This is a genomic window from Xanthobacter sp. SG618 (genome assembly GCF_012932745.1).
GTDB lineage: Bacteria > Pseudomonadota > Alphaproteobacteria > Rhizobiales > Xanthobacteraceae > Xanthobacter > Xanthobacter flavus.
On sequence record NZ_JABBHL010000003.1, the window covers coordinates 399,262 to 424,523 of the forward strand.

A 25,262-nucleotide genomic window follows, 5' to 3' on the forward strand; every position below is an offset into this window, starting at 1 on the left:
TGTGCCGGGCCCGTCGTTAAGGCGGGCGGGCTCAGGCGGCCTCAAGGCCAGCCATGCGCGCCGCGACGACCGCATCCTGATGGCGGGCCAACGCTCCTGTCAATTACTTTTCCTCAGAAGAAATTTCTTTGGTAGCATGGCGCAAAAGGCGGCAAAGAAAACCGAGGAAACCCCATGCGTCGCCCAGATCGCAATCACCTAGCGGGCCAAAACCGCACAACTAATGGGCTTGCACCAAAAATGGCCCGTGGCACTCTCGTTTCTACCGCGTCAAAAAAGTTCACTGAGGGGAACAGGCGCGCCACAGCGTGATCGCAATTGGCAGGGACGGCCGCGGGGACTGCCCGCGCGCCGGCCCGGGCGGAGCTTGAGATATGTCCGAGACAAAGATGTGGGGCAAGGAAGAGTTCTGGGGGCTCGGCTTCGAGTGGGACCCCCAGTGGCTGCTGAGCGCCGAGCAGAAGGACCTGCAGGCGAAGCTCATCGCCTTGTGCGAGACCACGCTGCGCGCGAACGCCGTGGAGAGCGACGCCAACTACATCTACCCCCGCAAGAATTTCGAGGCCCTGGCCACCCTCGGCCTGCTCTCGCTGAACGTGCCGAAGGAGTTCGGCGGCCTCGGCCAGAACCATGTCTGCGCTGCCATGGTGGTTGAGACCATCGCCCGCTACGGCTGCCCCTCCACCGCCATGTGCTACACCATGCACCTCGGCGCCGTGGCCGCCGCGCTGCTGCGCCACCACGAGAACCCGCTGCTCACCGACATCCTGAAGCGGTTGGACAAGGACGTGCTCATCGGCACGCTCTCCTATTCCGATCCCGAGACCGGCTCGCACTTCTGGTACCCGATCTCCTCCAAGGCCGAGGCCCATGGCGACGGCTGGAAGGTGACGAAGAAGGCCTCCTGGACCACCTCCGGCGGCTTCGCCGACTGGTACATCGTGCAGACCACCAGCCCCGGCTTCTCCGGCGATTATTCCGACCTCTCCTGCTTCCTCGTCACCAAGGACGAGGTAAAGGCCAACCCCTCCGAGTGGGACGGCCTCGGCCTGCGCGGCAACCAGTCCGGCCCCATCGTTGTGGAGAACGCGGTGCTGCCGAAGGAGGCCCTCGTCGGCCCCATCGGCGACGGCGCCAAGTCCAACGACGAGGTGGTGGACCCTTTCTTCCTCACCTGTTCGTCGGCCTGCTGGAACGGCATCTCGCTCGCCGTCATCGACATCGCCAAGCGCCACACCACCCGCAAGACCCACAATGACGTAGGCATGCGTGTCGCCGACTACCCCACCATCCAGGACTATGTGGGCGAGGCGATCATGGACACCAATTCCTGCCGCGCCTTCGACTACCAGATGGCGCAGGCGCTGGATTCGGTGACCAACAATTGCGACTGGTCGATCCACAAGGACATCGACGCTCTGCCCCGCTCCTCCCTCCTCCACTGGCTGTGGCAGGTGAAGTTCGAGGCGGCCAAGAACGTTGCCCATGTGGTGGACAAGATGCTCCACGCCACCGGCGGCACCGGCTTCCGCCCGGCGCTGCAGATCGAGCGCTATCTGCGCGACGGCAAGGCCGGCTGGGTGATGGGGCCCACCAACGAAGTGCTCCGCCAGTTCGTCGGCAAGGCCGCGCTGCTGGGCTTCGGCTCGCTGGACTACTGGAACAAGTCGATCAACGAGCGCGTGCTCAACAATGAGATCAAGAAGATGGACGAGGCGGAGAAGCGCGCCTTCGCCGAAAAGCTGCTGGCCGAGCTTCAGCCGGCCAAGGTGGCGTGAAGCGGGACGCCACCACGCGGAGCCTTCGTCCCTCTTCGTCGCTCAGGAGAGGGGCGAAGGCCCGCGCGCCCGCCATCGAAGGGGATTATCATGGACGGGCTGTCGCATTTCAGGAAGTACCTTGCCATGACGACCATTGATCTCGACGCCCGTTTTGATCCGCGCGAACTGCGCAACGCCCTCGGCCGCTTCGCCACCGGCATCGCCGTGGTGATGGCGCAGGACGAGGAAGGCCCCATCGGCGTGACGGTGAATTCCTTCTCCTCGGTCTCTCTGGACCCGCCGCTGATTCTCTTCTCCATGGCCCGCTCGCTGCACTCGCTGGCGCGGCTGGAGAAGGCCAAGGCCTATTCGGTGAACATCCTCCTGGAGAACCAGCAGGAGATCTCCAACCGCTTCGCCCGCGGCGGCGAGGACAAGTTCTCCGCCACACCCTGGGAGATCGGCCCCTCCGGCGCGCCGCGCCTCGTGCCCGCCCACGCCATCTTCGAATGCGTGCCCTACGCCCATTATGACGGCGGCGACCATGTGATCTTCGTCGGCCGCGTGGTGCATCTGCACGCCGAGGGCGAGGGCGATCCGCTGCTTTATTACCGCGGCAGCTACCGGCTGCTCGCGGCCATCGCTCAAGAGGGGTGAATGGACGCCTCCCTGCTTCCGCCCGGCCCTTCCCTGACAGCCATCCCGCGCGAGCGGGTGGTGGTGCGCGGTGGCGGCATGGCCGCCGTCACGCTCGGCGCAGGAGACCGCCTGACCGTGCTGGACCCCGAAGGGCTCCAGCCGGCGCTGCTCTTCGTCACCGATACAGATGCGGTGGAGGATTGGGAGGGCGCCGGCGTCGAGACGCTGCCGGCGCTTCCGGACCAGGGGGGAGAGGGCAGCGCGGAGGTCGCCCGACTGCTGGCGGAAAACAGCTTCGCGCCGGCGTCGCTGGCGGGACGGGCGCTGCTTTCGCGAGATGGCCGCGCGGGGGCGACGGCGGAGGTCGCCGCGCGGGCCGACGTGATCGTGGTGGTCGCCGCCCCCGGCGGCCCCATGTCGCCGGACGCGCAGGACGCGCCCACCGACCTCATCGTGACCGTGACCCGTGCCCGGGGCCGCGGCCGCCCTCTCCCCGCCCCGCTCGCACCGCCGAAGCTCGATGTCCGCGTGCCAGCGGCCGAGGCCCGGGCCTATACGGTGAAGGCCGGCGACTACATCCAGATCATCGACGTGGACGGCCGCCAGTGCGCCGACTTCCTCGCCTTCGACGCCGCAGCGCTGGAGACGGGCGAGGAGTTCGGCCTCGACGCCACCACCACGCGCACGCTCATGGGGGCCGCCTATCCGGGGCCGGGGCTCTATTCCAAATATTACGACGAGCGCCAGCTACCGCTGGTGGAGGTGATCCGCGACACGGTCGGCCGCCACGACACCTTCGCCCTCGCCTGCTCGGCGAAGTATTACGAGGACATGGGCTATCCCGGCCACGCCAACTGCACGGACAATTTCAACGCCGTGCTGGCGCCGCTGGGCATCCGCGAGCGCGCCGGCTGGCCGGCCATCAATTTCTTCTACAATACCGCCGTGGACCACACCAACGCGATCACCATGGACGAGCCATGGTCGCGGCCCGGCGATTATGTGCTGCTGCGGGCGCTCACCGACCTCGTGTGCGCCACTTCCTCCTGCGCCGACGACATCGACCCCGCCAATGGCTGGGAGCCCACCGACATCCATGTGCGCGTCTATGACGGCGCCGAAAACTTCTCCAAGGGGATCGCGTTCCGCATGAGTGCCGACGCCGAGCCGCGCCTGACGCGCGAGAGCGCCTTCCACCAGAGCCTTGCCGCCCATACGCGCAACTTCGTGGAGTATCGCGGGTTCTGGCTGCCCACCTGCTTCACCGGCGAGGGGCCGATCGCCGAATACTGGGCCTGCCGCGAGAAGGCCGCGGTGATGGACCTCTCACCCCTGCGCAAGTTCGAGGTGACGGGGCCGGACGCCGAGATCCTGCTCCAGCGCACGGTGACGCGCGACATGCGCAAGCTGGCCGTGGGCCAGGTGGTCTATACGGCGCTCTGCTACGACCACGGCGGCATGATCGACGACGCCACCGTCTTCCGCCTGTCGCCGACCAATTTCCGGGTGGTGTGCGGCGAGGAATTCACCGGCGCCTGGCTGCGCACCAAGGCGGCGGAGTGGGGCCTCAACGTCCATGTGCGCTCGTCCACGGACCAGTTGCACAACATCGCCGTGCAGGGGCCGCTGTCGCGGGACATCCTGTCCGAGGTCATCTGGACCGGCCCGACCCAGCCCGCCATCTCCGAGCTGAAGTGGTTCCGCTTCGCCATCGCCCGTCTCGGCGGCCCCACCGGGCCGGCGCTGGTGGTCTCGCGCACGGGCTATACCGGCGAACTCGGCTTTGAAATCTGGTGCCATCCCAAGGATGGGAAGGCGCTGTTCGATGCGGTGTGGGAGGCGGGCGCACCGAAGGGCATGAAGCCGCTCGGCCTCTCCGCGCTGGACATGCTGCGCATCGAGGCGGGGCTGGTCTTCGCCGGCTACGACTTCTGCGACCAGACCGACCCCTATGAGGCCGGCATCGGCTTCGCCGTGGTGGAAAAAGACGAGGATTTCGTGGGGAAGGCGGCGCTGGCGCGGCGCAAGGCGAACCCGGCGAGGAAGCTCGTGGGGCTCGTCATCGAGGGCAACGACGCGGTAGGCCATGGCGACCCGCTCTTCATCGGCCGAGCGCAGGTGGGCGTCGTCACCAGCGCCACGCGCTCGCCCATCCTCAAGGCCCAGATCGCCCTTGCCCGTATCGATGTCGCCCATGCCGCGACCGGCACGACCATCGAGATCGGCAAGCTGGACGGGCACAGGAAGCGCATCGGCGCGCAGATCGCGCCCTTCCCCCATTTCGATCCGCAGAAGACGAGGGTGAGATCCTGACGTGTCATCGCCGGCGCGGTGACACCTGAGTCCTTGTAGAACCCGCCCGGCCCCGCGCATTGCCCACGCGGGGCCGCAGGTATTTGTTTCCTTAACGACAGTATGCCCATGCATTGAGCGGACGATGATTGCAAATTGAGCCGCTTTCACCGTCCAATCGGCCAATTTATACGTTGACAAAAAAGTTTCTTCTCCGGAAACTCCCCCTCATAATCCGAGGGGAAAAACATGAGTATCGCAGCAACCAACGAGGCGGTCGCCGCGCCTGAGGCCGGCTCGCTTCAACGCAAGATCAGCTGGACCGGCGCCTTCTGGATCGCGAGCGGCGTGCCCGCCCTCGTGCTCTTCTCCATCGGTGCCATCGGCGCCACGGTGGGCGCGCCGGCCTGGTTCGTATGGATCCTGTCCATCGTCTTCGGCTTCATCCAGGCCTTTTCCTACGCCGAGATCGCCGGCCTCTTCCCGCACAAGTCGGGCGGCGCCTCGGTCTACGGCGCCATCGCCTGGGTGCGCTACGGCAAGCTGCTCGCGCCGTTCTCGGTGTGGTGCAACTGGCTGGCCTGGTCGCCGGTCCTGTCCATCGGCTCGGGCCTTGCGGCGGGCTATGTGCTCTCCATCCTGTTCGCGCCGGACGCGGCCATCAACACCTGGCAGCTCACGCTGGTGGATCTCGGCTGGCTGAAGGCGGGCCTCGCGCTGCGCATCAACGCCACCTTCGTCCTCGGCGCGGTGCTGCTGCTCGTCGCCTTCGCCATCCAGCATCGCGGCATCAGCCAGACCGCCAAGGTGCAGGTCATCCTCGGCGTCGTCGCCCTGCTGCCGCTAATCCTCATCGGCCTCGTGCCGCTGTTCACCGGTGACGTGCTCGCCGCCAATCTCGGGCCGTTCGCCCCGCTGGCCAAGGACGAAGCCGGCAAAGTGATCGCCGGCGAATGGAACATGGCGGGCCTCACCCTGATGGCCGGCGGCCTGTTCATCGCCGCCTGGTCCACCTACGGCTTCGAGACCGCGGTCTGCTACACGCGCGAGTTCCGCGACCCGAAGACGGATACCTTCAAGGCCATCCTCTATTCGGGCCTGCTGTGCATCTTCGTGTTCACCATCGTGCCCATCTCCTTCCAGGGCGTGCTCGGCCTCGGCCAGCTCGTGACCCCGGCGGTGGTGGATGCCTCCGGCACCGTGACGACGCCGGCGGTCTATTCGGGCATCCTCTCCGCCGACATCTATTCCGGCATGGGTGTCGCCAGCGCCATGGCGGACATGATCAAGGGCGGGCCCATCGTCCACACCGTGATCGTGGTGATGCTGATCCTCGCGCTCATGCTGGCCATCATCACCTCCATGGCCGGCTCCTCCCGCACGCTCTACCAGGCGTCGGTGGACGGCTGGCTGCCCAAGTATCTCAGCCACGTGAACGAGAACGGCGCGCCCACCCGCGCCATGTGGACCGACCTCGGCTTCAACCTCATCCTGCTGATGATGTCGGACTACGTGTTCATTCTCGCCATCTCCAACGTCTGCTACATCCTGTTCAACTTCCTGAACCTGAATTCCGCCTGGATGCACCGCATCGACCGTCCCGCCTGGGATCGCCCCTTCAAGGCTCCCATGTGGCTCATCGGCATGGGTACGGTGCTGGCCTACGTGAACCTGTTCCTGCTCGGCATGGGTGCCGACATCTGGGGCGCGGGCACGCTGGTCACCGGGCTCATCGTATCGGCCGCCATCATCCCGGTGTTCCTCTTCCGGCACTATGTGACGGACAAGGGCCAGTTCCCGGCGGCGATGATGGAGGACATGCACCTCAAGGCCGAACCCGGTGCCGGCACGCGAGCGGGGATGCTGCCCTACCTCGCCCTCGTGCTTGGCGCCGTTGTCATCATCGTGGCCCGCAGCATTGCGGTCTATTGAACGGAGACGAAATGAGCGACCAGGGTATCAAGAGCCGCCCGACGTACGCCCCGCTGGCCCCGGATCCATCCGGCCGGCACCACCTGCTGGTGGTCGAGGCGGCCGAGGTTCCGGCTGAGGCGCTGGCGGAGGGGATTTCCCCCTCCGCCTTCGAGGTCTGGACGGTGGCCCGGCGCAGCGCCGTGCCCTCGGTGCCGACCATGGAGGAGGCGCCGGGCAGCGTCGCCACCTTCCGGTCCGTGACGCACCTCTTCTCCGCGCTGGAGGAGCGGCTCGCCCGCGAGACCATGGGGCTCCGCCTCTATGCGGCGGGCGCCGAGCCGTTCCTGTGGGATGTGTGGGGGCGCGCCCAGAAGGCCGGCCTCAGCCGCCAGGAGACGGCCTTCGCCGAGGCCGGTCCGAAGGCCCGGCGCATCTATTGCGTCCACTGCCGGACGGTGAGCGAGGGTGTCACCACCTCCATCTTCACCTGCCCGGGCTGCGGCGCATCCTTGTTCGTGCGCGATCATTTCTCACGGCGGCTCGCCGCCTTCATGGCCGTCCAGGTGGACGCCGAGGTGCCGGGTGAGGTGCCTGAGGCCGAGGAGCTTTACGCATGACCGCCGCCCAGCCCTTCAGCGTGCGCGTGCGCGAAATCGTCGAGCTCGCGCCGAGCCTCAAGCGCTTCTCCTTCGAGCCCGTCCATGGCGGCGTGTTCCCCACCCCGCCTGCGGGAGGGCATGTCCTGCTCACCATCCGTGACGGCGCCCGGGTGATGAAGAACGCCTATTCGCTCGTCTCCCCGCCGTCCGAGCGGGCGCGCTACGACATCATCGTGCGCCTCGTCGCCCAGTCGCGCGGCGGCTCCAACTATCTCCACCGCCGGGTCGCGCCCGGCGACGTGCTGGAGATGGCCAATCCCGTGAGCCTGTTCCCCCTCATCTCCACCGCCAAGAAACACCTGCTCATCGGCGGCGGCATCGGCATCACGCCCATGCTCTCCTTCCTGCCGGAGCTGAAGGCGCGCGGGGCCCGCTTCGAGCTGCACCAGCTCGCCACGCTGGAGGAAGTGCCGGTGTTCGAGCGCCTGCTCGCGCCCTATGCGGCGGGTGAGGAAATCCGCGTGCATGGCGGCGGCCGCGCCGCCTTCGATCTCGCCGGCCTGCTTTCGCGCCAGCCGCTCGGCACCCATGTCTATGTCTGCGGGCCGCACAGCCTGATGGATGCGGTGGCCTCCACCGCCGCCGCGCTCGGCTGGCCCAAGACCAAGGTGCACAAGGAGAGCTTCGGCGGCGACGTCACCGGACTGCCCTTCCGCGCCGTGCTCCGCAAGTCCGGCATCGAGGTCGAGGTCGGCGAGAGCCAGAGCCTGCTCGAAGCCATCGAGGCGGCCGGCGTGGACGCCCCGTGCCTGTGCCGTGGCGGGGCCTGCGGCCAGTGCGCCACCCCCCTCGTCGAGGGCGAGGCGGAACACCGCGACGACTTCCTCTCCGCGGAGGAGAAGGCGGCCGGCACCCTCATCATGACCTGCGTGTCGCGCGCCCGCGGCCCACGCATCGTCATCGACCTGTGATCCTGGGAGGCCTCACATGACCGTTCTGTTCAAGCCCGCCGAGACCTTCCGCGACACCTTCACCTACAAGAAGTCGCCCGAGGACCTCCTGCGCTTCCCCTTCCCGTTCCCCGAAGACAGCTACATGTATTCGGTGAACATCGAGCCGCACGTGCGCGGTGGCCCCACGGCCGCCTTCCAGGCGCAGTTCGACGTCGACGAGCACTATATCGCCGAGTGCAAGGAGCGCGCCCGCGTGCTCGCCGAGGACCCCAAGCGCTGCCAGGTGCTGCCGCACATGCTGACGGCGGAGTGGGACAGCCTCGAGATGATCATGGAGAATCTCGCGGCCGACTATCCCGAGCACTTCACCCTATCGAAGGACGGAGACGCCTGGACCTGGGTGAACCGGCCGCTTGGCATCCAGCAGAGCTTCATCTTCGGCAAGGCCGAGACGCTGCCCTGCGGGCCGTTCGAGTACATCACCCGGCAGGCGCAGGGCGACTTCACCCTTCAGGACCAGCGCGAGGACAACCTCTTCGTGGACGGCGGCATGGTGACGACCCAGGCCGACTGGTCGCTGGAGTTCGACATCGGCATGAGCTTCCAGGAGTGGCACGGCCCCGTGCCGCTGGCGCACGAGAAGGGCGTATTCGACCGCGCCCTGAAGTATCTCCTGCGCCTCCAGTACGGCCAGCCGGTGCGCCGCCTCAACTGGACCATGACGGTGAACCCGCGCCTCGACACCTCGCCGGAGAACTATCCGGTGTGGGGGCCGGACAAGGCGTCGGTCACGCCCGAGAACGTGGCGGAGAAGGTGCACCTGCGCGTGGAGCTGCAGACGCTCTATCGCCTGCCCCGCTCCAACGCCATCCTGTTCGGCATCCGCTGCTATCTCACCAGCGTCGCCGACATCGCCAAGGTGCCCAAATGGCGCCGGCGGCTGCACCGGGTGCTGCGCGACCTGCATCCGGACATCGCCGCCTACAAGGGCATTCCCCGCTATCAGCAGATGGTGGTGGACTATCTGGCGCCGCTGGATGACGGCTCGGCCACCTCGCCCGGCATCGCGCCGGATATCGAGAAGATCCAGGTCTGATCTTCAGGCCCCGCGACAGCCAACCTGCCGCCGCTCAGATCGGCGGCAGGTTGAGCCATTTCTGGAAGGCGTTGAGCACCAGATTGACCGAGAAGGCGGCGAGCAGGATGCCCATGATCCGCCGCAGCAGGCTCGCTCCGCCCTCCCCCAGCACCTTGGCGATGTAATCGCCCAGCCAGAAGATGACGAACAGGACCACCGACATCAGCACCAGCACGCTCACCGTGATGAGGTGCTGGGAGAGCGGCGCGCCGCGGTTGTTGTCGGAGAACAGCACCATGGCGAGGATGGCGCCCGGCCCGGCCACGATGGGCGTCGCGATGGGATAGACCGCGATGTGGACGAGCCGCCGCTCGGGATCGGCCGTCACGGCATGCTGCGTCATCGCCCCGAAGATCATGGTCATCGAGAAATAGAACAGGATGATGCCGCCGGAGATCTGGAAGGCGAGGATGGAGATGCCCATCGCCTCCAGCAGCATCCGGCCGAGGAGCGTGAACACCACCAGGATGAGGAAGGCGAAGGCGGTGCCCATCGCCGCCACCTTGTGGCGCTCCTGCCGATCGAGATGGGAGGTGGTGGCGAGGAACATGCTGAGATGGCTCAGCGGCTCCAGCACGACCCAGAGCGTGACCAGCTGGCTCGCGAACAGGTTCAGATCATCGATCATGGGCGCTCCCTCGGCGCCCCTTATTACCTCAAGGGAAAGGGCTGGCAACCGGCAGGCGGCAACCACGAGCCTTGACATGACGCAACGACAAGCTGAAGCCTTCAGGTACCTTGATCTTGTGTCAGGAGGAAACGCCAAATGGTGCAGAACATAAAAAGCGTGCTCATCGGCATGACCGAAGAGGGCGTGGACGAGCCGTCCTCGGCGCTGGCCTACGGCCTGTCGCTGGCCCAGCAATCGGGCGCCCACGCGACCATCCAGGCGGCTTCGCTGAAGGTGGTGATGGGAAACACCTTCGTCAGCAATATCGCCACCGGCCTCGTCGCCGCCCACAACCGCCGTCTGAAGCAGCTCGCTCAGGACGTGGCGGAGCGGGCGCGGGGCGATGCCGCCGCCGCCGGTGTCGCCGCCTCGGTGGAGACGCCGCAGCTCGCCTATGGGCAACTGGTGGAGTTGTTCGTCGCCCAGGCGCGGGTGCACGACATCTCGGTGCTGGACGCGGAGGTCGCGACCGTCAATGCCGACCGCGGGCTCATCGAGGCGCTGCTGTTCGAGAGCGGCCGGCCGGTGATCGTGGTGCCGCCGGGGGTGGACACTTTCAAGCACGACCGCGTTCTCATCGCCTGGGACGCGAGCGTACGGGCGACGCGGGCCGTCAACGACGCCATGGGCATCCTGAAGTCCGCTTCGGCGGTGGAGGTGCTCGCCATCGGCTCGGAGAAGGAACTGGCGCACGAAGTGCCCGGCGCCGAGCTGGCGCCGCATCTCGCCCGCCACGGTGTCCATGTGGACGTGAAGAACCTGGTGGTGGGCCGGGACGGCGTCGCCGAGACCCTGCGCGAGCAGGCGGGGCTGATCGGCGCCGATCTCATCGTCATGGGCGCCTTCAACCACTCGCGCATCCGCGAATGGGTGCTCGGCGGGGTCACCGAGTCGCTACTGGAGGACTGCAAGGTCCCCCTGTTCATGTCCTACTGAGGTCCGCCGGACCAAACGCGACGCGCCTCAGGCCGCCTCGCGTGCCTTGCCCAGATCACGACGTTCCGAAGCCACGTCCCCGCTTTGCGCCCCATCCGCCTCAGGCGGAGGGCCCCGCGAGCGGTGAGATCAGCTCACCGGCTGCCAGCGGCCCTCCGCCGTGCGGCAGGCGGCGCCGCGGGCGATCTGGGGGCGATTGTCGATATAGATGGTGTGGGAATAGTCGCGGCAGCTCTGGTAGCCGGCGCGATTGTAAGGCGGGCCGGCGATGACGGTGCCGCGCGCGGTGCCGTCGCCCTTCCAGCCGATGGGATAGCCGGGGCCGCCCGTCTCCAGCGCGGAAATCTCGGCGTCGTAGGCGCGCTGCCGGTCGGCATCGTCGAGCCCGTTGCCGATGCCGCCGCTGATGAGGCCGCCGGAGACCGTGCCCGACATCACCGGCGCCGTGGGCAGGGCCGCAAGCGCGGCCGTGGCCTTGTTGCCGGTCGTGTCGGTCGCGCAACCGCCGAGCGCAAGGGCGAGGACCGCTGCGGACGCGGGAGCAACGCGGAACACGCGGACGAACATGAACAGGCCTCAGACAGAACGGCGGACATGACGGGCGCGGACAGAGCGCCTGCGCACGTCATCAACGATCGAGCCAGCAAATCGGATCACCGATTGGGGCGACACAGAGGCTGACGGCCTCTCTTAGGCGCCGCAAGCCTCACTGTGAAGACGGTTTGCCGCAGCCTGTGGCGCCACGGTGTCACCCCCGCCCCGCGTCCTGCGGAAACATCAGGTGGGCGGAGGCGGCGCGGCGGCGGCGGGCAGGACCAGCTCGGTCCGAAGGCCGCCGATGGGGGCCGAGCTCAGTTCAAACCGCCCGCCATAGAGCAGCGCCAGTTCGTGGACAATGGAGAGGCCGAGGCCGGAACCGGGCTTGGATTCGTCCAGCCGCCGCCCGCGCCGGCCCACATCCACCCGCCGGGCGGGATCAAGGCCGGGGCCGTCATCGTCGATGCTGACGTGGAAATAGACCCGGTCGCCGGGCGAGCGCGGCCGCTCCACCAACACCTCCACCTCCACGCGGGAGGAGGCCCATTTGCAGGCATTGTCGATGAGATTGCCGAACATCTCCTCGAGATCCTGCCGCTCGCCGCGGAAATGCACGTCCTCCGGGATGCGCACGTCGATGGCGAGATCCTTGGTGCGATGGATCTTCTCCATGGTGCGGGCGAGGGAGGTGATGACCGGCGTCACCTCGCACACGCTCGCCACCACGGAGATGCGGGCCGCCATGCGGGCGCGCTCCAGATGGTGGGCCACCTGGTCCCGCATCACGCCGGCCTGGTCGCGCACGCGCACGGCGAGCGGGTCGTCGCGGGTGCCGGCCTCGTTCATCAGCACGGAAAGGGGGGTCTTGAGCGCATGGGCGAGGTTGCCCACGTGGGTGCGGGCGCGCTCCACGATCTCGTGGTTGGCGTCGATGAGGGCATTCACCTCGCGCACCAGCGGCACGATCTCGATGGGATAGGTGCCCTCCAGCCGCTCGGCCTTGCCGGAGCGCACGTCCGACAGCGCCTCGGAAATGCGCGTCAGCGGCTTCAGCCCGAACCGCACCTGAACGATGACCACCAGCAGGAACGCGCAGGCCAGCACCACGAGCGTTGCAGCGAGCGAGAAGTTGAAGGCGGAGATCTCCGCTTCAAGGTCGGATGCCACCGCCGCCACCGAGACCACGTAGCGGGCATCCGCCCCGAGGTCCACGTCGCGCTCGACGATGCGCAGGGCGACACCGCCCGGCCCGGTCGCATAGCCCTGCCGCATGAGGCCGGGGCGGCCGCGGATGCCCTGCTCGGCGAGCAGCGGCAAGCTGGCGCCCACCAGCGAACGGGACGTGCGCCGCTCCAGCTGCCCGCCGGACTTGAGCGCGATCTGCCAGTACCAGCCGGAATTGGGAAAGGCGAACAGCGGGTCGGCCAGCGCCGCCGGCTCGGGCAGGCGCTCGGACGCATTGGCGACATCCGCGACGATGATCTTCAGATAGATGTCGAGCTGCCGGTCGAAAGCGCGCTCGGCGGAGCTGCGGTATAGGGAGGCGAGCACGAAGCCCACCACCAGCAGCACCACCACCGTGATGGCCATGGCGGAGAGCACGAGGCGGAAGGCGAGGGAGCCCGGCGTGTATTCCGGCGGGCGGCGCGCAGCATCCATGGCCATGTCAGGCGGCCGGCATGTCAGGACGCCGCCATGTCAGCGCGGCTCCTCGGGGGCCGCGAGCAGATAGCCGAGACCGCGCACGGTCTGGATCACGTCGCAGTCGAGCTTCTTGCGCAGGCGGCCGACGAACACCTCGATGGTGTTGGAATCGCGGTCGAAATCCTGGTCGTAAAGGTGCTCCACCAGCTCCCCGCGCGACACCACCCGCCCCGCATGATGCATGAGGTAGGAGAGCAGGCGATATTCGTGCGACGTGAGCTTGACCGGATTGCCGTCCACCGTGACGCGGCCGGAGCGGGTATCGAGCCGTACCGGACCGCAGGACATTTCGCTGGATGCGTGGCCGGTGGCCCGGCGCAGCAAAGCGCGCAGGCGGGCCAGCACCTCCTCCATGTGGAAGGGCTTGGCCACATAGTCGTCGGCGCCGGCATCGAAGCCCTGCACCTTGTCGCTCCAGCGGTCGCGGGCGGTGAGGATGAGGACGGGTGTGGTCTTGCCCGCCCGCCGCCAGCTCTCCAGCACGGAGATGCCGTCGAGCTTGGGCAGGCCGATGTCGAGCACGATGGCGTCGTAGGGCTCGGTCTCGCCGAGAAACTGCCCTTCCACGCCGTCATAGGCGCGATCCACCGCATAGCCGGCATCGCCGAGCGCCTCGACGAGCTGTCGGTTCAGCTCGGGATCGTCCTCGATCACCAACAAGCGCACGGTGCCCCTCCGCCTTCGCCACAACCTCCTTAAGCGAGAGAGACAAAGAATGACAGAGCCTTGCGCGCCTGTCAGCGATGACGGGGCGCCGCAGGCCGGATTGGGCCATCGGCCTCGGTCTGTTCGACCGGGGCCGAGTGGGCCACGCTCAAGCTCCGCGCGGACTTTTTGACGGAGGCTCACCCTTGCCGCTCGGGCGCGCCCCTCACCTCCAGCCGCACAGCCGCCGCCCCACCGCATTGGCGGCTTTGGCCTGACGGATGGTCTCGTCCGTGTCGGAGAGCGACCAGCGGATGGGCGCGGCGGCGCCGCAATAGACCCTAGTCGCGCCGGAACCCGTCGTCGTCGCGCAGCCGGCGAGCATCGCCGTCGCGGCGAGCGGCAGCATCCCGCGCAGACCGCGCGGCAGAAAGGCTTTCCGAGACATCGCGTTCTCCTTCCTTCAGGGCGCGCTGATAGCCGCGCTGGGCGGCGCGGCGCGTGACGAGCACGAAAGCGAGGACGGCGGCGGCGATCCCCGCCGCCCGCACCCCGAACAGGCGCAGCAGAACCGCCACGGCGAGGGCGCCGGGGATGCCCCAGGCCCACCAGGGCACGCCATAGCCGAGGATGCCGGCCACCGCGTCGAGGGCGCCGCTCACGGCTTCGCCCCGGTTCCGAGGTCCAGCACCTCGGCCCGCTTCGCCCCGGCGTGGGCGCTCCACCAGACGAAAGCGAGGCCGGCGAGGGTGGCGGCAAGGCCGAGGAGGGTGAGCGCGGCGAACACGTTGGCCAGCAAAGGCGAGCCGGTGGCATGGGGCTCGATCTGCCGCGCCGCCTCGGCCACCGTGGAGGCGACGATGCCGCCCGCCACGGCGCCCGCCCCCGCCTCGGGCCGGGGCGCGGGACGGGCGCTGGCGAGGGTTCCCTTGGCCCCCTCCCCGTCCTTGGCCGGCACGGCGACGGAGGAGGTGCGCCCCCCGGTCGCCCACGATTTGCCGAGCTTGCGCACGTCGGCGACGCGCCGGCCCCAGCCCTTGCCGAACACCGGCCAAGTGCGCAGCGCCTGAAGCATGGCGAGGCGACGGTCGCAGATGTCGTCCACGAGGCGGCCGGGCGCGAGCTCGGCGGCGGTGCGGGCGGCGGCGAGCGTCACCTCCCCCACCTGCCCGTCGGCGGAGAGCGACAGCGCGCGCTGGAGCCATTTGGCGGATTGGGCGGGGCCGGAATTCACCGCGCCGTCGAACACCACATAGTCGATGCCGGCGGGCAGCTCGTCGGCCCGCACCGCGTCCCAGTACTGGCGGCGGTAGATCTCCTTCAGCTCGGTGTCCTCGATCTCGCGGACCGGGCGCTCGGGAAGCCCCTTGGAGCGGCGCCAGGCGTCGTACACGCGCTGGATGATGCCCTTCATGGTCGGGCCGCCGGGATCGTCGGGATGGTTGGAATATCCGCCCTCGTGGCGGAGCACGGCGGCGAGCGCCGGCGCGAAGCTTTCGGCAGCCATGGCAAGGCTCTCCTGAAAGAAGCTCTCGACAGAAAACGGAAAAAAGCGGGGGCGCCGGAGCGCCCCCGCCTCTTCGATGACCGGCCTCAGGCGACCAGCGGCAGCATGTCGTTGGCGTAGGCGGAGGCCATGCGACCGGCGAGGTACATGGTCCCCTTGTCGACGGGGTGAACGTTGTCGCCGCCGATGAACTGGCTGATGTTGGAGGTCCAGCTGTAGCTCGCGTTGTTGTGCGAGCCGGTCAGCCACGGCGGAACGGCGGTGAGCATGGACTTGTAGATGATGTTGCTGTTCGGCCGCGCCGCGACAGCAGCGGAGATGGCCGTGTCCACGGTCTGGATGCTGGCGTAGTTGCCCGACAGGGGCGCGGGGCCGAACCAGAAGATCGGCGCCGTGCTGCCCACCCGGATCGCGTCGAGGAAGGCCAGCGCCTCGGCCGTGAGGGCCGACTGCGAGTAGCTCACGTCGTTGGTGGAGCCCTGGACGAAGATGGCGTGGGGATTGAGGGCCAGAAGCTGCGGCACCCGCTCGCGATAGGTGTAGTAGGGGCCGCTGCCGGGATTGAGAAGCCCGGTGCCCCCGGTGCCCAGGCGCCACATGTCGTCGATGCCGGTCAGCCGGCCGAAATGCTCGGACAGCGTATTGCCGAGCAGGAAGGGACCATAGCTCGACCCGGCGAGGTAGCTGTCGCCGATGAAACCGGCGCGCAGGCCGTTCGGGCTGGGCGCCGGCCAGATCTGGTCGGCCGAGGTGATCGCGAGCAGGAACAGGGCCGCGTTGGCCTGGCCGTAGTGGATCTCCCACAGGCGCGGCTTGCGGGTGCCCCAGTCGATGGTCGCCCAGAAGTTCGAGCCCGAGAACGGATAGATCGGCCCGGCAGTCACCGGGCGCCCGTCGCAGAAGACGCGGATGCCGAAAGTGTTGTTGGGCACCTCAAAGCCGATCTTGGGCGCATCGGACATGAAAGACACGAAACCGCCGCGAGAAGCCGCGGCCGAGGCGTTGGGGAGGAACACGTTGAGGTTGGCGCGGCTGGTCGCATACTGCCCGGGGGCGTTGCCATTGAAGGCGAAAAGCGAGCGGTTGGCCCAGACATCGAGGGCCGTCAGGCCGGCAGGGACACTGGTCGAGCCGGTCAACGTCAGGGCGGGCTTCGCCGGGTCATCCGCCGTATCCCAGGAGGGGCCGCCAAGGTGGGTCCACAGCACCGCACCATCGCTGGTCGCCGAGCCGTTGGTGTGCGTGGGCTCGGTCGCGCCGCAGGTGCCGCCGGTCGCCGCGACATACCACTGGGTCGGGGTCGCGGAATTCGAGCGCACGTCGCCTTGCTTGACCGCCTCCCCGGTGGTCCAGGCGGACGGGCCGATCCACGGCCGCGTCCAGAGGGGACGGCCGGCGGCGAGCGCCTGCTGGAGGCGGAGCTTGAGAGCGGCGGTGCTCTGGTTCCAATTTCGAGACGACATGAACGACTCCCAAAGTAAGGGGCAAAACACGCCCGCGCCGGGATGAGCGGCACGGGCGATCCGGGGATGGGGAATGGGGATGGGGCGCGGGCTGGAGTGGCCCCCGCGGGGGCCGGTCAGATGGGCTCGATGAGGCGCGCGCCGGCCGCGTCGGTCAGCGGCGTGCCATCCGTATCCACCAGGAAGATGAAGCCGCGGGGTGGGCGGCGGCCGCGCCGGCCGCGCAGGACGGCGATCGCGGAGAGCGAGAGAGACAGCATCGCCGCCACTCCGCTCAGCGGTCGAACAAAGCGTAGATGTCGATGCCGGCGCTGGTGCCGGTCGCCCACACCCGGCGCACCTGACAGGGCGGCAAAGGCTGCAGGCCCGGCAAGGCGCGCACATCGATGCGGATGGCATCGTCCGCACCAACCGGCGTGATGCGCACGGTGGCGACACCGCCGGAAACCTCCTCGGGCACGAACACCCACAGGGCCTTGGCGTAGGACGAAAGCTCGTCGCTGTCGGAGGGTGTGACGCGGCTCATCAGCCGCGTCGGCGAGGAGAGCGAGGCGGCGAGCCCCCGCATGGGGTCTCGGGCGGGATCGTAGGCCATGGGACGTCTCCGAAGGCGCGCGTCAGGCGCCGGGAATGGCGAGGAGGAGGAGGTGCAGGCCGAGGCGCACCGTGCCGCCGCCGAAGCTGCCGCCGATGGCGGTGAGGCGGACAGGTGTCGGCGCGTAGAAGGCGGTGGGGCCGATGACCCCCATGTTGGTCGCGCCCGCCGCGATGCCGAGGCTGCCGCCAAACTTCGACTGATCCCCGGCAATGCCGCAGTCATAGGCGGATGCGCCGGTCACGGCGGTGAGCGTGCGGGTGGAGACACCAAGCACGATGGCCCGGTCGGGAATGACCAGCGCCGTGTCCACATAGGCGCCGGAGAGGATGACATCCGCCTCCCGTACCTCAGCCGAGATCGCGCCCCGGTGGGTGCTGGCCGCCAGAGGCGAGACCCAGGCGCCGCCGTCGAACAGAGCGAGCCGGCCTTCGTCGCGGATGAAGGCGAGGAAGCCCGCCGCCACGGGCAGGAAGTCGAATGCCCCGGCCTCATAGGCCGCGATCATTCCCGCCCGGCCGGCAAAGGCGCCGGTGGCGCCCGAAGGCACGAACCAGCATGCCCCCTCAGCGGGCGAAGTGGGCGGGGCGGGCGCGGTAGCGCTCTCCAGCACCAGTTGCACAAAGGCGTCGAGGCGGCGGATGGCCTCGTTGTGGGTGACATGCTTCTGCGCCTGGGCCGCCGCGATATACGGCAGCGCCAGGTTCGCCGATTGCTCGGACATGGCTGGACCTCGAAGGGGTGAGAAGAGCCTTACGGCCGCACGCTTGCCGTCACCGCGGCACCGGCGCCGACGCTGGCCGAGAGCTGGGCGATGCGGACGGTGAGTTCCGCCTGCGGGGCGCCGAAATCGGCGATCTCGTCGGCGGCCGCATAGAGGGCGTCAGGCGACGTGAGGGAGAGACTGCGCCGCACCGTCTCGCCATCGAGAATGTCGAGACGGTAGGCCTCGCTGGCCTCGCCCAGCGGCACCTCCACCGCGTCCCATCCGTCGCCCGCGATGCGGGTTCGGCGGATGAAGGAGAGCGCGACACCCGCCGCCGTGCGGCGCGCCCGCACATGCACCGGGGAGAGCGGCGCGAGCGCGCGACCGGAGACGGTGGCGGCGACTTCCGTCACCTCCTCCGCGCCCTGGTCATCCCGCGCCGAGCCGACGCGATAGATGAAGCTGCGCCCCAGCGCCGCGACGCCGCTGGCGACGCTCACCAGCGTGCCGTCGAGGCGCACGAGGCGGGTGCCGGCCGGCCACGCCTCCGCCCCCGCCGCCTCAGTGCCGGCGAGGCCACGCAGCAGGCCGGTGAGGCGATAGCTGCCCGCATCCACCAGCTCGGCCTCGGTGAAGGCGACGATCTCCGGCGCGCGTTCCTCGGCGAGGAGCACGAGGAGGTTGGCGCCGGCCAGCACCTCGGCCTCACCAGCCGAAACGAGGAGGGAGGTCTGCAACGTCACCTCCATCCCGTTGTGCCGGTCGAACCGCCAGAGCGGCCCCGGCGCCAGCGGCGCGGTGAGCGTGCCGAAGGTGGCGGACGCAGTCACCGGCGCCAGCGTCTCGAAGCTCGCGCCATCGGTGGAGCGCCAGATGGCCAGCGTTCCCGGCCAGGGCGATGCCGCGGCAGCAAGCCATTGCAGCGGCGCGGGTTCCGCCTCCGACAAGGCCGGCAGATCAATGACGCGCACGGCGGGCGGGCCGGAGGCGCCGGGCAGCGCGATGGCGCCCGCCCCCTCCTCCGCCAGCGCTACGTCGAACACCTCCGGCTCGATGGTGCGGGCGGTGATGGCCAGCGCCTCCGTCTCCTCCACGCGGACGATCTCCACGAGGCGTGTGCGACCATCGAAGGTCAGCCGCACGAGGTCGCCGGGGGTGAGCGCGAGGCAGGAGGGCGGCAGCGAGAAGCTGAGCGTCTCGCGCCCCGCCCACAGATCCTGAAGCCAGACATCGGCAGCGCGCGCCATCACGGCATCGGAGGCGACCACGGCGAGGTCCGCCTGCGTCACGTGCCGGCTGCGGCCCGCGAGACGGCGGGAGGAGACGGTGGCGCGGCGGTAGTCGCGCAGGGCATCGACGAAACCCACCGTCACTTCCAGTGGCAGCTCGGTCTCCTGCGCGCGGGTGACGGCGAGGAGGGGCGTGCCCTCCACCTGCACCAGATCGTCGGTGGCGATCTCCGCCACCTCCCCCTGCCCGCGCGGGCGGAACACCATGCGGCCATCCTCCTCCCCCGCCTCGAAGGCGAAGGCGCGGGCGAGCGGCTCCAGCGCCGCGCGGGCGGTCATGGGCTGCTCCACCACATAGCCCTCGACGGCACCGGAGAGGCGCACGCTGTCCACGTCGGCAATGCCGAAATCGGCGGCGAGCGTCGCCACCAGCGCATCCAGCGGCGCGGCGCCGAGGCGGCCGGTGAGCCAGTGGCCGGTGGCCCAGTTGGCGCCGTCCGCCCACACGTCGGTCGCGTAAGGGAACTGGGGATAGGGCCGCGCATCCCAGCTCCATAGGAAGAGGGCGTCGGGCTCCACCATGCGGCCAGGATAAAGGGTCGCGGCGGGGTTGTCGGCGGTGTCCGCATCCGCGCCGAAGGTGGCGAGGATGGCCTCCAGCGTGCGGCGCTGGATGAGATCGTCCCGCGCACCGGAGGAGAAGGGCGGCAGACGGTTCTCGGCGGATTTCGCATCCGGGAAGGCGCTCGGCCGGTTGGCGCCCTTGTCCACCGCCGGGCACCCCGCCTCCATCAGACGGATGGGCTTCGCACCCGGCACGAAGGCGGTGGGCGTGGCGCTGCGCACGCCGGCGACGCGCTCGTGATGGGCGTTCGCCCACCAGGACCAGAGATCCTTCTGCCGGTACATCCACGGCTCGCCGAAGGCGCCGTCCGAGATCGGGCTGCGCGCCTGCGCGGCGCGGGCGGCATCATCCGCATAGAACCAGTCGAAGGCCTCGCCGCGGCGCAGGTTGGCCTTCAGATAGAAGCGGTCGTGGATGGACTGCGCGAACGCGGCATCGAGATGGGCGGAGCCGTCCCGCCAGTCGGCGAGCGGGGGGTAATAGTCGATGCCGATGAAGTCCACGGCATCCGCGCCCCACACCGCATCGAGGGGAAAGCGCACGTCGCCGCTGGCCAGCACCTGCGCGCCATATTCGGTCCAGTCGGCGGCGTAGGACACGAGCGTCGAAGGCCCCACCACGGCCTTCACCTCGGCAGCGAGCTGCGCGAGCGCGGCGGCGGCGGGGAACGCGCCGGTGTCGTCGGTGAGGCGGGTGAGCGCGGCCATTTCCGAGCCGATGAGGATCGCCTCCACCCCGCCCGCCGCCACGGCGAGATGGGCGTAGTGCAGCACCATGCGCCTGAGGCCCCATTCCTCCGGCCCGTGGTAGATCACGCTCGTGCCGATGCGGGTGAAGTCCCCCGCGCCCGCCGTGCCGAACAGCGCCGTCACCTGCGCGCGGCAGGCGGCCGTCCCATCGACCGTTCCCTCCCGCCCCGGCGCGGGATCACACGTGATGCGCCCGCGCCAGGGATGAGGCGGTTGGGCGGCGGCGCCGGTCCAGGGATCGGGGCGCGTGTTGCCGGCGTGGATGTCCATCATGACGAAGGGGTTGAGCGTCACCTTCAGCCCAGCTTCCGCCATGCGCTGGATGGCGCGCACCACGCTGTCGTCGGAGGGCGTGCCGCCATAGGCCGCGCGGCCCTCATACTGGGAGACGGCGGGCGTGGTGAGGCGGGTCTGCCCGCCCACGCTCCACAGCGCCGGGGCGGTCGCCTTGTTGATGCGCTCGCACTTCGGCCGCACGGCGCATTGGCCGGCGCGCAGATCGTCGCCGAACCAGGAGATCACCAGCGAGACGCGCTCAAGGTTCGGGCAAGCGCCGAGGAGCTGGTCCAGGGAGGCCTCGAAATCGCTGAAGAAGCTGGTGACGTGCCGGTTCTCCGGCCCGTAGCTCGCCTCGCCATAGACCTGGCGGATGTTGCGCGTGTCGTAGCCGAACTCGGTGGCGCCGGGGATCAGCGTCACGGCGCGCACCTGATGCTCCAGCGCGCCGATGGAACGCTCCACCTCCACGGTGATCTGCGGCAGGCGGTTGCCATAGTCGGTGAGGTCGAGGTTGCGGAACGTGAGATAGGCGACGCCGCGATAGGCCGGCGTGCCGACCTCACCCTGCTTCGCCTCGATCCAGCTGTCCGGGGCCTCGTCCTCTCCGCCGAGGTGGGTGGTGATGTGCAGGCGTCGTGTGTCGAGCAGCTTGCCATCCGCCCAGATGCGGCCGATGCGCGAGACCGGGCCTTCGCACAGCGCCACAGCGAAATTGGCGTAATAGGTGTACGTCGTCGTGCTGGCGGAAAGGCTGCCGCCCTTGCCGCCGACGGATTGCGTCTCCTCCTTCTTCACCTCCTTGAGCTTCAACGCCCAGATCACCTGTCCGGAGAGGCGCGCGCGGCCGTAGATGCGGGGCAGCGGCGCACCGGCGGTGGAGGCCATCACGTCGAGATCGGTGAGGCGCGGACCTTCCGCGTGGCGCGAGCGGTTGCCGCCCAGCAGCGCGCCGTCGATGACCGAGCCGCCGAGCGCGCCGAGCGCCCGCCCCGCCACCGCGCCGATGGGTCCGAACAGCGCGCCGCCGATAAGGCCGCCGGCCGCGCCGAGAAGCAGCGTCGCCATGGGTGAGGCTCCGGGATGGGAGGGGTTGGGACGCGAGCGAATGGGGATCGCCTTTACCGGCGAGTTCTCTCCCGCTGCGGGAGAGGGAGAGGGGAGCGTGGCAGCGCGCCTGCCCCCTACCCCACCCCCGGGAAGGCGAAGACATAGGCCAGCCGCCGGCGCCACCAGGGCGTCAGCGCGGTTTCGCACACGCTCGCGCCGTCATAGGCGTGGATCATGCGGCCGGCCTCCGAGAGCAGCGCCGCGTGCTTCGCCGGAAGATGGTCGCGGAAGCGGAACAGCAGCACGTCGCCGGGCTGCGCCTCGGCCAGCGGTACGGCGACGAGATGGCGCCGCGCGGTGTCGGCGAGGGTCTCGCGGCGGCCGGCCTCGGCCCAGTCGGGCGCATAGGCGGGAAGCGCCTCCGGCTCCGGCCCCACCACCGCACGCCAGATGCCGCGCACGAGGCCGAGGCAGTCCGCGCCATGGCCCTTCAGCGAGGCGCGATGAAGATAGGGCGTGCCGATCCAGGCGCGAGCCTCGGCGAGGATGGCGGCGCGGTCCAATGGCGTGCTCATTCCCGCAGGCTCCCGTCGTATCCGCCCTCACCGGGGATGGCGACGGAGATGACGAAATCGTTGCCCGGCATGTGGGGGAAGCCGCGGAAATTGAATGCGTTTGAGAAGCGATCGCGGCAGGTGGCAAAGCGCTTGTCGCAGCCGGCGGTGAGGGCGATCCCGTCGCCCTCCGCCACCTCGAACGGCGGGCGCTGCCACAGGCGCAGGACCACCCCTTCCGCATCCACCAGATGCGCCTTCACCTCGCTCGCGAAGCCCTCATTGGCGCCGCTCGAAAACACCGCCCGGCCGCGCGCGAAGGTCCCGGCCGCCACGGCATCGAGGCCGCTCACGCGCAGGCGCAGCGCCCCCTCCACGGCACTCACCGCAACGCTCGCGGAGTGGCCCGGCGCGGCGAGGTCCACGCCGCAGCGCGCATCACCCAGATCGGCATCGCAGGTGACGGTGAGGAGGCGCCCGCGCGTCTGGTTGAAGGCATCCGCCAGGGCGCGGATCTCGGCGGTGAACACGCCGTCCTCGCAGCGCACCTCGCCGATGGTTCCCCGCCGCAGCAGGAGGTGCTGCGCGGGGGTCTGCCAGTTGACGAGAAGGAGGTCCACGCCCGCCCCGTCATAGAGGCCGGCGGCGAGGTCGCCGGCATCGAGCGCGTCGGCGCTGAGCGCGCCGGAGAGCTCCGCCCCGGTGACGGAAAGCCCCTGCGCCTGCGTGCTCTCCGAGCCCGCGATGCCGGAGGCGGCGAGGAAGGTCACGCCCTCCACGAGGAGATCGCGATCATGGTCGGTGAAGCCGAGCACGGTGCCATCGCGGCGGGTCACCCGCCAGGCGCGGCACAGCGTGGTGACGCCGCTCGCGAGATGGTCGGCGAGGGCGGGATCGATGGTGCGCATGGCGAGCCTCACACGCGGATTTCGATGATGGGGATGCGGGGGATCGCGCCGGCCGCGAAAGCGGAGAGATCCACCTCGAGAAAATCGGTGTCGAAGCGCACCGGAACGTCGAAGAGGAAGCCCGCGGTGACGACCGCCGAAGGCGGCGGAATGGCACCCTCCGCGAAGGTGATTTGGCCGCGCGCGGCATCGAGCGAGAAGTGAGCGCCTTCAACGTGTTCGATGCCATTCACCGCGACCTTCACACTGCCCGCGACGGGCTTGGTGATGGCGCGCAGATAGGGCGCGTGGAGGGCACCGTAGCGCTTCGTCAGCGCGAAGGTCGCGCGCGCTCCGTCACCCGCGCCGATGAGCTGGTCGAAGGCGCTCACCTCGCCCTCCGGAGCGGCCGAGGAATGGTCCAGACGATCGCGCCAGCGGAAGCCGTGGAGACGCCCGCGACGCTCCTCGAAGAAGGCCACGATTTCGGCCAGGGCGACGAAGGTCTTCACCCCGTAACCAGCATCCCAGCGGCGTCGCGAATCAGCCTGTCGCGTGTTGCGCTCCTCGCGTCCGGAAGCGGTCGTGACCACCTCCGTGACGCGCTCGGGACCGCCCGAAGCGCCCAGCGCGACCTCCAGAGGGAACAAAATCTCATGAAAGGCGGCCATATGATGCCCCCATCCCCTAATTCTTGGCCGAAAACAGTAGAGATGGCCTTGACATAGTTGAACGTGACGCCTTGACTTTCCGGTGCCCCGTTGAGCATGGAGCGAAAGCATGGCTACCAAGCCCGCGAAGAAGCCGGCCGCCGCCGCCGAGAAACCTGCCGAGAAGAAGGCCGCAGCCCCCAAGGCCGCAGCCAAGACCACAGCACCCAAGACCGCCGCCCCGAAGACCGCTGCACCGAAGGCCGCTGCGAAGGCCGCCGCCCCCAAGGCTGCTGCGCCGAAGGCTGAAGCCAAGGCTCCTGCCAAGAAGGCCCCCGCGCCCAAGGCCGCTGCCCCCAAGGCTGCTGCGCCGAAGGCCGAGGCCAAGGCTCCTGCCAAGAAGGCCCCCGCGCCCAAGGCTGCTGCCCCGAAGGCTGCTGCACCCAAGGCCGCCGCGCCGAAGGCCGAAGCCAAGGCTCCTGCCAAGAAGGCTGCTGCCCCCAAGGCCGCTTCCGCGAAGGCCGCCGCCAAGCCCGCCGAGGCTCCGGCGCCCGAGAAGAAGGCCGCCGCTCCCAAGGCTGCGAAGGCGCCCGCCAAGGCTGCGGCTCCCAAGGCTGCCGCTCCCAAGGCCGCTGCCAAGCCCGCCGCCGAGAAGAAGGCTGCCGCCCCCAAGAAGGCCGCTGCCCCCAAGGCTGCTGCGAAGCCCGCCGCGGCTGCTGCGCCCGCTCCGGCCCCCGAAGCCAAGCCCGCTGCGACCAAGCCCGCTGCGCCCAAGGCTGCTGCCAAGCCCGCCGCCAAGAAGGCCGCCGCGCCGAAGGCTCCCAAGGCACCCGCGAAGAAGTGATCTTCGCTCCCCGATGGCGGCTTGCGGCTCAGGGCCCGCGCCACCGCCATCGGAGCGGCGCCGCCACCCGGCGGCATCTGAGGAAACCTGCCGCCCACGGGCGGCACGATGCGCGGATTTCGCGATCCGGCGAGCCATTCACAAACGCCGCCCGAAACGCGAAAGAGCGAAGGATGCCGCCCAAGGGCGGCAGACAGGACCGGTGCCCGGCACTCAGCTCCGGGCTCCCCATGAGTGGCATTCCCATGCGCCCGGGCACTTCGAGGCCTGGGCCTTTGCGTATTCGGACATCCATGCGCGGATGTCTGTTTCAGGTGGACGTCGTATCCGTTCGGACATC

General features: G+C 69.2%; 23 protein-coding genes. 9 read left to right on the top strand and 14 right to left on the bottom strand.

What is annotated here, in order from left to right; genetic code table 11:
- Nucleotides 1–374 precede the first annotated feature (374 nt).
- From FHT36_RS11210 to FHT36_RS11240, 7 genes are all read left to right on the top strand, one after another.
- Nucleotides 375–1,778 (top strand): acyl-CoA dehydrogenase family protein, encoded by a 1,404-nt coding sequence (locus tag FHT36_RS11210; RefSeq protein WP_169122577.1) that lies wholly within the window; start codon nucleotides 375–377, stop codon nucleotides 1,776–1,778.
- 126 nt (nucleotides 1,779–1,904) lie between these two features.
- Nucleotides 1,905–2,417: a flavin reductase family protein gene (locus FHT36_RS11215; RefSeq protein WP_246702162.1), complete on the top strand. Its 513-nt coding sequence runs from the start codon at nucleotides 1,905–1,907 to the stop codon at nucleotides 2,415–2,417.
- Nucleotides 2,418–4,712, top strand: a complete 2,295-nt coding sequence (locus FHT36_RS11220; protein ID WP_169122579.1) for a DUF1989 domain-containing protein — start codon at nucleotides 2,418–2,420, stop codon at nucleotides 4,710–4,712.
- 228 nt (nucleotides 4,713–4,940) lie between these two features.
- Complete coding sequence (locus FHT36_RS11225) at nucleotides 4,941–6,623, top strand: APC family permease (protein WP_169122580.1); 1,683 nt, start codon at nucleotides 4,941–4,943, stop codon at nucleotides 6,621–6,623.
- An 11-nt stretch (nucleotides 6,624–6,634) separates the two neighbouring features.
- Complete coding sequence (locus tag FHT36_RS11230) at nucleotides 6,635–7,222, top strand: dimethylamine monooxygenase subunit DmmA family protein (protein WP_169122581.1); 588 nt, start codon at nucleotides 6,635–6,637, stop codon at nucleotides 7,220–7,222.
- Nucleotides 7,219–8,175, top strand: coding sequence for a PDR/VanB family oxidoreductase (locus FHT36_RS11235; RefSeq protein WP_169122582.1), 957 nt, complete (start codon nucleotides 7,219–7,221; stop codon nucleotides 8,173–8,175). Before FHT36_RS11230 ends, FHT36_RS11235 begins: the two co-directional genes overlap by 4 nt.
- A 16-nt stretch (nucleotides 8,176–8,191) precedes the next feature.
- Nucleotides 8,192–9,253, top strand: coding sequence for a DUF3445 domain-containing protein (locus tag FHT36_RS11240; RefSeq protein ID WP_169122583.1), 1,062 nt, complete (start codon nucleotides 8,192–8,194; stop codon nucleotides 9,251–9,253).
- Between the two features lie 34 nt (nucleotides 9,254–9,287).
- Here FHT36_RS11240 and FHT36_RS11245 read toward each other — a convergent pair whose 3' ends face one another.
- Nucleotides 9,288–9,923, bottom strand: a complete 636-nt coding sequence (locus tag FHT36_RS11245) for a MarC family protein (RefSeq protein ID WP_169122584.1) — start codon at nucleotides 9,921–9,923, stop codon at nucleotides 9,288–9,290.
- Between the two features lie 138 nt (nucleotides 9,924–10,061).
- Here FHT36_RS11245 and FHT36_RS11250 point away from each other — a divergent pair, with 138 nt between their 5' ends.
- Nucleotides 10,062–10,901 carry a universal stress protein gene (locus FHT36_RS11250; RefSeq protein WP_169122585.1) on the top strand — a complete coding sequence of 280 codons (840 nt, stop codon included), beginning with the start codon at nucleotides 10,062–10,064 and terminating at the stop codon, nucleotides 10,899–10,901.
- 129 nt (nucleotides 10,902–11,030) lie between these two features.
- Here the strand turns inward: FHT36_RS11250 and FHT36_RS11255 are convergent, their stop codons facing one another.
- The 13 genes from FHT36_RS11255 to FHT36_RS11315 all read right to left on the bottom strand — a co-directional run bounded on the left by FHT36_RS11255 (nucleotide 11,031) and on the right by FHT36_RS11315 (nucleotide 24,099).
- On the bottom strand, nucleotides 11,031–11,468 hold the full coding sequence (locus FHT36_RS11255) for a hypothetical protein (RefSeq protein ID WP_169122586.1): 438 nt from the start codon (nucleotides 11,466–11,468) through the stop codon (nucleotides 11,031–11,033).
- Nucleotides 11,469–11,678: 210 nt separating this feature from the next.
- Nucleotides 11,679–13,097: a sensor histidine kinase gene (locus FHT36_RS11260; protein WP_169122587.1), complete on the bottom strand. Its 1,419-nt coding sequence runs from the start codon at nucleotides 13,095–13,097 to the stop codon at nucleotides 11,679–11,681.
- Nucleotides 13,098–13,136: 39 nt separating this feature from the next.
- A complete protein-coding gene (locus FHT36_RS11265) occupies nucleotides 13,137–13,808 on the bottom strand; it encodes a response regulator transcription factor (protein WP_024277889.1) in 672 nt (223 codons plus the stop codon).
- A 320-nt stretch (nucleotides 13,809–14,128) separates the two neighbouring features.
- The gene (locus FHT36_RS11270) at nucleotides 14,129–14,449 is read right to left on the bottom strand and encodes a hypothetical protein (protein ID WP_169122588.1); all 321 of its coding nucleotides are present in this window, start codon (nucleotides 14,447–14,449) and stop codon (nucleotides 14,129–14,131) included.
- The gene (locus FHT36_RS11275) at nucleotides 14,446–15,294 is read right to left on the bottom strand and encodes a glycoside hydrolase family 108 protein (RefSeq protein ID WP_169122589.1); all 849 of its coding nucleotides are present in this window, start codon (nucleotides 15,292–15,294) and stop codon (nucleotides 14,446–14,448) included. The genes FHT36_RS11270 and FHT36_RS11275 overlap by 4 nt, the downstream gene beginning before the upstream one ends.
- An 86-nt stretch (nucleotides 15,295–15,380) precedes the next feature.
- Nucleotides 15,381–16,757 (bottom strand): SGNH/GDSL hydrolase family protein, encoded by a 1,377-nt coding sequence (locus tag FHT36_RS11280; RefSeq protein WP_169122590.1) that lies wholly within the window; start codon nucleotides 16,755–16,757, stop codon nucleotides 15,381–15,383.
- A 116-nt stretch (nucleotides 16,758–16,873) separates the two neighbouring features.
- The gene (locus tag FHT36_RS11285) at nucleotides 16,874–17,017 is read right to left on the bottom strand and encodes a hypothetical protein (protein WP_169122591.1); all 144 of its coding nucleotides are present in this window, start codon (nucleotides 17,015–17,017) and stop codon (nucleotides 16,874–16,876) included.
- Nucleotides 17,018–17,031: 14 nt separating this feature from the next.
- Nucleotides 17,032–17,352: a hypothetical protein gene (locus tag FHT36_RS11290; protein ID WP_169122592.1), complete on the bottom strand. Its 321-nt coding sequence runs from the start codon at nucleotides 17,350–17,352 to the stop codon at nucleotides 17,032–17,034.
- A 22-nt stretch (nucleotides 17,353–17,374) separates the two neighbouring features.
- Complete coding sequence (locus FHT36_RS11295) at nucleotides 17,375–18,076, bottom strand: DUF2793 domain-containing protein (protein ID WP_169122593.1); 702 nt, start codon at nucleotides 18,074–18,076, stop codon at nucleotides 17,375–17,377.
- A 29-nt stretch (nucleotides 18,077–18,105) separates the two neighbouring features.
- Nucleotides 18,106–22,005: a glycoside hydrolase/phage tail family protein gene (locus tag FHT36_RS11300; RefSeq protein ID WP_169122594.1), complete on the bottom strand. Its 3,900-nt coding sequence runs from the start codon at nucleotides 22,003–22,005 to the stop codon at nucleotides 18,106–18,108.
- 116 nt (nucleotides 22,006–22,121) lie between these two features.
- On the bottom strand, nucleotides 22,122–22,562 hold the full coding sequence (locus FHT36_RS11305; RefSeq protein ID WP_169122595.1) for an NlpC/P60 family protein: 441 nt from the start codon (nucleotides 22,560–22,562) through the stop codon (nucleotides 22,122–22,124).
- The gene (locus tag FHT36_RS11310) at nucleotides 22,559–23,449 is read right to left on the bottom strand and encodes a DUF2163 domain-containing protein (protein ID WP_169122596.1); all 891 of its coding nucleotides are present in this window, start codon (nucleotides 23,447–23,449) and stop codon (nucleotides 22,559–22,561) included. Before FHT36_RS11310 ends, FHT36_RS11305 begins: the two co-directional genes overlap by 4 nt.
- A gap of 8 nt (nucleotides 23,450–23,457) precedes the next feature.
- Nucleotides 23,458–24,099, bottom strand: coding sequence for a DUF2460 domain-containing protein (locus FHT36_RS11315; protein WP_169122597.1), 642 nt, complete (start codon nucleotides 24,097–24,099; stop codon nucleotides 23,458–23,460).
- 109 nt (nucleotides 24,100–24,208) lie between these two features.
- Here FHT36_RS11315 and FHT36_RS11320 point away from each other — a divergent pair, with 109 nt between their 5' ends.
- Nucleotides 24,209–24,922, top strand: coding sequence for a hypothetical protein (locus FHT36_RS11320; RefSeq protein ID WP_169122598.1), 714 nt, complete (start codon nucleotides 24,209–24,211; stop codon nucleotides 24,920–24,922).
- Nucleotides 24,923–25,262 lie beyond the last annotated feature (340 nt).